We start from the raw sequence: 7,489 nt of genomic DNA, 5'->3' as shown, positions 1-7,489 counted from the left end.
CGCGTGATCTCGGTAGCCCCTTGCAGGTCCTCCGGGTCGATGGCGGTGCTGCCGCCAATAGTCTGCTCATGCAGGCTCAGGCCGATTACGCAGGCATCCGCGTTGATCGCCCCGTCAACCTTGAGACCACCGCCTTTGGCGCTGCCCTATTCGCGGGCCTTGGCATCGGCCTTTACGCAGGGCTAGAGCCTATGCGCCGCGTGCGGAGGACCGAGCATATATTCTCGCCGGCCTCGACCCCGAATGAAAAGGCAACCGTAGCGCTTCACATCGCAGGCTGGCATCGCGCGGTCAAGGCGGTGCAGGTATTTGCTGGCACGGCGACACCATAGTCTAGTGAGGCGTGCCGTTTGGCATTAACGGGCGCAAATGCGATACTTGACGCATGCAAGACTCTTACCTGACGACGATCTTGATTTTGCTTTGGTGCCTGGCACTAGCGGTGGCCTGGACGGCGCTCGCCTATGTATGGGCCGTGCGCCAGAATGTAGGGCAAGCGCGGACGAACTTCGATCTAGACCAGGGCGTCATCTTGCCTGGCCTGGTGTTAGCGCCGGTGATGCTCGTGCTAAGTTTCCACCTGTTTGGCGTGAATCTTTTATTTCCCTCTGCGTTTGACGCTGACTTCAAAGCCAACCTCAGCGCCGCCGCGGCTCCGGCTAGCGCACTCGTGATCGCAAGCGGCCTGGCCAGATCACTATGGCGCAACGTTGCTGTACAGTACCAGTATTGGCAACGTCAGCCTTTCGCCACGGCCAGGCTTGCCGTCGGTAGCTCGCGTGAATCCGCCGTGCGCCGCTTGGTGATCATAAAGAGCTTTCTTGCGGCATGGGCCCAGTGCCTACCATGGCTTTACGGCGAGCTGATGATCGTGGAGGCCGTATTTAACGCTCCAGGCCTTGGCCTGTCCGCCTGGAATGCCGCGCGTCAGCGTGATCATTTGGGCCTCCTGACAGCCGTTGCAGGACTGATCTTGCTTTACGCTTTAGCTGTGGGCATGACGACGGGCGCAAGTCGATGGCTAGGCCGGAGACTGGAATCCTATGGCTAGAAGTCGCAGGCAAGTTTTGTTCGATAGCGGCATCATTTGTTTGTTCGCTTGCATCACTGTGCCGCGATGGGGGACATGGCTAGAGGACCGCATCAACCTGCGCCTCACACAAAAGATGCCAAGTTGGGCGCATCCTCTGGGCACGGATCATCTGGGACGCGATCTGCTCGTGCGCCTCGCGCGCGCGATCGCTGATGCGGCATTGCCACTGTGGCTCACAGTACTCACGGGCGTGAGTATTGGGACTTTGCTGGCCTTGATGTTAGTGGCTAAGGCGCATACCAAGTTTGGCAAAATACTCCGGCATGGCGTCAATCTTGTTGCATCCATAGTCGGAGCAATACCGCTCACACTAATAACCTTCGCTCTGGCCGTCGTGCTTGAGGAGGCAGACCTAAAAGCCGTGCTCCTCGCCCTCGGCGTTAGCGTTATTTTGCAGTCATATTTGCAGCTAGCAAATCACATCGAAGAATCGAGGCGACTCGGATATTGGACGGCGCATGAAGCGCTAGGAGGCACGTTGCTTGGACGCATCTGGCGCTACGGCATACGTTCAGCCTGGACGCAGGAATTAGCACTGAGTCTAGGATATAAGTTGCGCGCGGCAGTGATCGTCGAGGCCACACTCAGTTATCTAGGCTTTGGGATTCAGGAGCCGGAGGCATCGTTCGGCAATATTCTGGCGGCACACTTTGCCGCGTCTTTGCATGGCAAGTGGTGGGTTATGGCCGCCACACTATCGGTTCTGATGGTGACGGCAGCCGCACCCCAATCGCTGATCAGACTGGCCTCAACGCGGCAAAAGCCAGCGCCAACCAGCCAGCGATGAATCCTAGTCCGCCAATGGGCGTGATGATGCCGAGTGCACGTATATTCGTAAATACCAGCGCATAGAGGCTACCGGAAAAAAGCACGCTACCTGCGGTGAAGGCGATGCCGGCAACGCGGATCGCCAACGAGTCGACTTTGACCCCGAGTAGTCCGACCGCTATCAGGGCCAGTGCATGGTACATTTGATATCTTGCAGCAGTCTCAAAAACCGCAAGATTTTCGGGGGTTAAATGCTGCCTCAAAGCATGCGCGCCAAAGGCTCCAAAGCCCACAGCTAAAGCCCCAGAGACGGCGCCAATCGCTACCCAATAAGTCCATTCCATGGTATCGGTACCTCACCGCTTTTTTGTAGAGCCCCTGCGTAGGTCTACTGTATCGTACTGCAGGTTTACTCTAAACAAGCTGACCAACTCAAGGGGATGCACTATGGGAATTTTCAGCGGCAAGCGCGGCATCATCATGGGAGTGGTGAACGAATATTCGATCGCTACTGGCGTTGCCAAGTTTCTAACAGAACAAGGTGCCGAGCTGGGATTCAGTCACCTACCGGACAAAGACGGTCGGGACAGGATGGCGCGTCGGATCCAACGCGTGGCCGAGCCACTCAACGTCAAATTCGTGCGCCCCTGTGACGTCTCGAGCGATGAGGAGATCACGCGCTTTTATGATGAGGTGCGCGAATCTTTTGGTCCTCTTGATTTCGTTCTGCACTCGATTGCTTTTGCTCCGATCGAAGACTTGCGCTGCCCCACCCTAGATTCATCGCGCGAGGGTTTCAAGACAGCGATGGATATCAGCGTTTACAGCTTTATCGCTGTGGCGCGTGCTGCCGCTAAAATTATGAATCCGGGCGGCTCACTGGTCACCATGTCGTACTACGGCGGCGAGCGCGTCATCGATGGTTACAATATGATGGGTGTTTGTAAGGCGGCGCTCGAGATGGCGACGCGTTACCTCGCCTTTGATCTTGGTCCTAAGGGCATTCGCGTTAATGCGCTCAGCGCTGGCCCGATGAAGACTCTGGCGGCATCGGCCGTGGGCGACTTCTCGCGCATGCTGGACTCCCATGCACGCGGTGCACCACTGTTGCGCAACATCACCCAGGATGATGTCGGCAAGACCACCGGTTTCTTACTGAGTGACTTGTCGTCCGGTACCACTGGCGAAGTCTTGCATGTCGACTGCGGCTACAGCATCATGGGCAGCCACGAGTATGTTGAAGATCGCGTCAAACAGTATTGATGCTGTGACACTAATGAATTGAGGAGTCTCCGATGTTAAGGCCTGAGGATATCAAACTAGATTTGACTCGGGCCTGGACGGAGCAGCTTTATCGGGAGTACGAGCATATTTGCTCGTACTTTCGCGTGTCCCTCGCCACCCCGGTCATTGCCGTCGAGGCCCTGACGTCGGTTTGGGGTCAATGGACGCGGACCACCCGTCGCTTGACGGTCAGCCGCCGCCTGATTGAGCAGCATGCGTGGGATATCGTCATCGAGATCTTGAAGCACGAGATGGCGCACCAGATCGCCGACGAGTTGCTCGGTGGTGGAGGTCTCCCGCACGGCACGGCGTTCCAACAAGGGTGTGACATGCTGGGCGTCGCTGACTGGGCGCGCGCTGCATCGGGAGAATTACCGACCGAGATTCCAAGTTGGCGTGACCGGGCTTTAGGGACTGAAGAGGAACGTCTCCTTAAGCGGGCCGAGAAGCTGCTCGCTCTGGCCGGATCCACCAACGAGCACGAAGCCGCTCTGGCCATGGAGCGCGTTAGGCAACTCTACGCGCAGTACAATCTCGAAGCCGTCAAGGCGCGGCGTCAGTCCACTCACGTTTACTGCGTGATGTCGCGTAAGCAAAAAAAGATCAGCGCTGAGGAGTCGATGATCTTCGGCGTTTTAACCGAGCATTTTTTTGTGCGCGCTATTTTTCTCGATCAATACGATCAGCGTGATCTCTGTACTTACAAAGCTGTCGAGCTGCTTGGTACGCGGGAAAATGTGCTGATGGCTGAGTACGTCTATCACTTTCTCCGCAATCAGTTGGACTCGCTATGGGCTACCTATCGTAAAGACAAGTCCGCCCCAGCTAAGGCACGTCGCTCGTACATGATCGGCGTGCTGTCAGGATTCAGTAGCAAGCTGAGGAAAGCGGCTCACTGTCCGACTGACGCAAGTAGTCATCTGAGTACAACTGAGACCAAAGCTCTGATCAAACTTGCCGACCAGGCCTTGGACGTTTTTGTTGGCGACCGCTATCCACGACTTAGCACGCGGCGCACCAGTGGCGTCCGGGGCGACCGCTCGACCTACGATGCTGGGGTGCGGGCTGGTAGTGATTTAAACCTGCACCGAGGGGTTACGCAACGCTCCGGAAACAAAGGGCTTTTAATCACCTAAAGCCCCATAAAAATCGCCCTAAAGTTTACGACCCATTATGTCGAAAAGGACTTTAGGAGCAATCAGTTAACGCAAGATTCCGGCAGGGGGAATTACCCAATGAGTCGGATCTCTGACATAGGTCGGGTGATAAAAGGAGCATGCCTGAAGCTGGTCCAGCGCGGGTTTGTCGGCACGTTCTTTTTTATTGCAGCACCGAACCCGGCTCTGGCCACTCAGAATCTTAACTACTCGGGCCGCCTCACTAACGCAAACGGCTCACCGATGACTGGACCCGTAGAACTTGTCATCAATTTCTACAGGGCAGCCACCGATGGCGAGCCCATAGGGCCTACCCTGCAATTAGGCAGCGTAGAGCTTGTCCAGGGCCTGTTTACGGTCGACTTAACGTTGGCGCCAAGTGATATAGATACGGTGTTTAGCAACGGGGCAGAGCCCGCTTACGTTCAAGTGACTGCAAACGGCAAAGCCTATCCGCGGCAGAGATTGCTACCGGTGCCCTTGGCGTTGCGCGTTCCAGTCGACAACAGCACCGTGGAATTCAACACCAGCGGTCTCCTCGCTGTGAAATCGATACCAATCACGAAGGTTGACGGCTTAAGCGGAATTTTGGGCACATCCGTCGCTTTGAAAGGCGCTGCCGGCAGCACCGTGGATGGGTATTTGAGCAAAGACGATTGGCAACGATTCGATGCGAAACAGGACAAAATTACGACGAGTTCAACTCTTGATATCGCTGGGCTAAATACGTCGGGACAAAAAGCCATCTCCATCGAGCCGTTCGCTACTAATCCTGGTAGCACTGGAGAACTTCGGTTCAGCGAGCTTGGTGCCAACGGGGACAACTATGTGGGGCTGAGATCACCCGATGCCTTGACGGCAAACTTGGTTTGGACGCTTCCCAACTCAATCGGCACTAATGGACAAGTCCTAAGCACAAACGGTAGTGGCAATCTAAATTGGATCACACCTAGATCCGGCACTGTAACCCAAGTTACGACGGGCCCAGGATTAGTCGGTGGACCGATCACCATGAGCGGTCAAATTAGCCTTGCCAACACGACTGTCGTTCCTGGGTACTACCCGCGCGCCAACATTTCCGTCGACGCGCAAGGTCGGATAACCGCGGCCAGCCAAGGCTCTGACATCGATCTCACGGCCGAAGTATTCGGGACACTGCCGATTAATCGTGGTGGTACAGCGACATCGACCACTCCGACTAATGGACAGCTTCTTATCGGTAACGGCGCAGGTTATAGCCTTGCAACGCTGACTGCCGGCACTGGCATGATCGTAACCAACTCATCTGGCGGGATCAAAATCGACGCAACTGAGGATCCCGCGCTCAAAGTCAGTAAAGCTGGAGACACGATGACGGGCGGCCTCATGGTCGCTGGAAATATCGGTATCGGCACCACCAGTGCTAACAGCGCTCTCGACATCCAGGGAGGCCAACCGCAGCTGCGATTGGGCATGACTGACAGCGCAGGGAAAATTTCGTTTGCTCGTGCAAGTGACGGGTTGTACCAAGCCACGCTGGGGTACTTATCATCCACGGAATCAAGTAATTTCAATTTTGCCAGCACAGGCGGCGGTAGCTATTTCTCGTGGAGCGTCGGTACTACAGCGAACGAAGTTATGCGACTTGACCGTTATGGCAACGTTGGCATTGGCACTACGAACCCAACGCAAAAACTTGAAGTTAACGGAACGGTCAAAGCTACTGCACTCGTTGGCGACGGTAATCAGATCACCAACCTCAACTCTTCTGCAGTCAACTGGGGGCTTCCTGGTGCCATTGGCTCCGTAACGCGCAACTCTGGTAGTTTCACCACGATCGCCAGTAATGCCGCGGGAAGTGCCTCGTCACCAGCAGCATCCATCACGGGCAATTGGTTCAATGGGGGCACGACGACTACGACCAAACCTCAACTTTTGATCGAACCAAGTGGTGCGACATCCAATGCATGGTCCACGGGTGGTACTGGTGTGGGTGTCAACGCCGCTAACGGCTTTATGGGACAACTGATTGATCTGCAAGTGAACGGCGCCAGTAAGTTTGTGGTGACTGGTAGCGGTAATGTTGGGGTTGGGACGACGGCACCTTCTGCAAGATTTGAAGTGAGCGGTGGCGCTATACGCCCCTCGGTGGGCAACTCCCCATCCTCTGGGATATACTTCCCAACCGATCCCGGCAGTGGTGCCGGAGACGAGGCTTTCATACGCTATTATTCGACTACGGGTGAAATAACAAAATTGATGATTGGCACCAACAACGATGCCGATGACTCTATCGGCTTCAGTCAGATGGGTGCTGAGCGCATGACTATCTACAATGGCAACGTCGGGATAGGGACTACGGCTCCGGGTAGCACGCTGGAAGTTACTGGAAACATCATGATTTCACAAGGCGCTAACCGGAAGATTAGTGTAGCAACTACTACGAGCAACATAGCTGGCAACAGCCTAACTATCCAATCGGGTACAGCTCAGCAGAGCGGTGTGTCGGGACAAAATGGCGGTTCGCTGTACCTTACCGGAGGTACCGGATACGGTATAACCGCAGCAAACAGTGGCGGCAACGTTTATGCCTATGGCGGCCCTGGCACAGGATCTGCTGCATCAAACGGCAACGTGATACTTGCACATAACGGAACGAGTTCCGTAGGCAACGTCGGCATAGGCAACTCGGCACCAACAGTGAAGCTACAGGTATCTGGCGGTCAAGCTGCGGGCTCCTTTACCTCTAACGCAACCGGTTCCATTGATTGGAACAACGGTAATATCCAGACAACGAGTGTAGCCGCTGGGAATATTTCTATGAGTAATTTGGTCGATGGTGCAGGATACACATTAATCATCACCAATACTACAGGTGGAAACTATACACTTAGTAGCCCAGGACTCACATTTAGATGCAACCCAGCCTGTCCTGTTAACGTGACCGCGGGCATGGACACCGTGCTTGCAATGGTAAAGGGTGGAACAAGAGTCTGGGTGACATGGACACCAGGATTCCAATAATACCGAGGAATTTTAGAGCATGACGAGATCAGGGTGCTGATATACTGGAGTTGGGAGCACATTGACCATGCGAGCTTTGCTTTTAATTTGGATCGGTATTGCCTTCGCCGCTGTGACGCTCGCGTCACAGAGTCTTTCGCAGATTGGTTTCTCGCCAATGATGATGAGTGGTCGTAATTGTGGG

Annotated in this window: 7 protein-coding genes; 6 read left to right on the top strand and 1 reads right to left on the bottom strand. The window is 55.0% G+C overall.

What is annotated here, in order from left to right:
* The 3 genes from FJ146_15450 to FJ146_15440 form a co-directional block, all read left to right on the top strand.
* On the top strand, window positions 1-332 hold a 332-nt coding region (locus FJ146_15450), incomplete at its 5' end, for a glycerol kinase (protein ID MBM4253364.1).
* A 53-nt stretch (window positions 333-385) separates the two neighbouring features.
* A complete protein-coding gene (locus FJ146_15445; GenBank protein MBM4253363.1) occupies window positions 386-1,051 on the top strand; it encodes a hypothetical protein in 666 nt (221 codons plus the stop codon).
* Complete coding sequence (locus FJ146_15440; protein MBM4253362.1) at window positions 1,044-1,880, top strand: hypothetical protein; 837 nt, start codon at window positions 1,044-1,046, stop codon at window positions 1,878-1,880. Before FJ146_15445 ends, FJ146_15440 begins: the two co-directional genes overlap by 8 nt.
* On the opposite strand, the gene FJ146_15435 is transcribed toward FJ146_15440, so the two are convergent.
* The gene (locus FJ146_15435; GenBank protein MBM4253361.1) at window positions 1,831-2,205 is read right to left on the bottom strand and encodes a DUF423 domain-containing protein; all 375 of its coding nucleotides are present in this window, start codon (window positions 2,203-2,205) and stop codon (window positions 1,831-1,833) included. The genes FJ146_15440 and FJ146_15435 overlap by 50 nt on opposite strands.
* A gap of 103 nt (window positions 2,206-2,308) precedes the next feature.
* Here FJ146_15435 and FJ146_15430 point away from each other — a divergent pair, with 103 nt between their 5' ends.
* The 3 genes from FJ146_15430 (at window position 2,309) to FJ146_15420 (ending at window position 7,305) form a co-directional block, all read left to right on the top strand.
* Entirely contained in the window at window positions 2,309-3,124 is an 816-nt protein-coding gene (locus tag FJ146_15430) for an enoyl-ACP reductase (protein ID MBM4253360.1), read from the top strand.
* 32 nt (window positions 3,125-3,156) lie between these two features.
* On the top strand, window positions 3,157-4,281 hold the full coding sequence (locus FJ146_15425; GenBank protein ID MBM4253359.1) for a DUF2786 domain-containing protein: 1,125 nt from the start codon (window positions 3,157-3,159) through the stop codon (window positions 4,279-4,281).
* Between the two features lie 99 nt (window positions 4,282-4,380).
* Window positions 4,381-7,305, top strand: coding sequence for a hypothetical protein (locus FJ146_15420; protein MBM4253358.1), 2,925 nt, complete (start codon window positions 4,381-4,383; stop codon window positions 7,303-7,305).
* The last annotated feature ends 184 nt before the right edge of the window (window positions 7,306-7,489 follow it).

Source organism: Deltaproteobacteria bacterium, from assembly GCA_016874735.1.
GTDB lineage: Bacteria > Bdellovibrionota_B > Oligoflexia > Oligoflexales > CAIYRB01 > CAIYRB01.
The sequence above is the reverse complement of the archived record's forward strand: the minus strand, read 5'-3'. Positions and strand labels throughout refer to the sequence as shown.

Bases quoted from the DNA above. Each gene is read 5' to 3' on its own strand.
- FJ146_15445 (MBM4253363.1), top strand. From the start codon at position 386: ATGCAAGACTCTTACCTGACGACGATCTTGATTTTGCTTTGGTGCCTG.
- FJ146_15440 (MBM4253362.1), top strand. From the start codon at position 1,044: ATGGCTAGAAGTCGCAGGCAAGTTTTGTTCGATAGCGGCATCATTTGT.
- FJ146_15435 (MBM4253361.1), bottom strand. From the start codon at position 2,205: ATGGAATGGACTTATTGGGTAGCGATTGGCGCCGTCTCTGGGGCTTTA.
- FJ146_15430 (MBM4253360.1), top strand. From the start codon at position 2,309: ATGGGAATTTTCAGCGGCAAGCGCGGCATCATCATGGGAGTGGTGAAC.
- FJ146_15425 (MBM4253359.1), top strand. From the start codon at position 3,157: ATGTTAAGGCCTGAGGATATCAAACTAGATTTGACTCGGGCCTGGACG.
- FJ146_15420 (MBM4253358.1), top strand. From the start codon at position 4,381: ATGAGTCGGATCTCTGACATAGGTCGGGTGATAAAAGGAGCATGCCTG.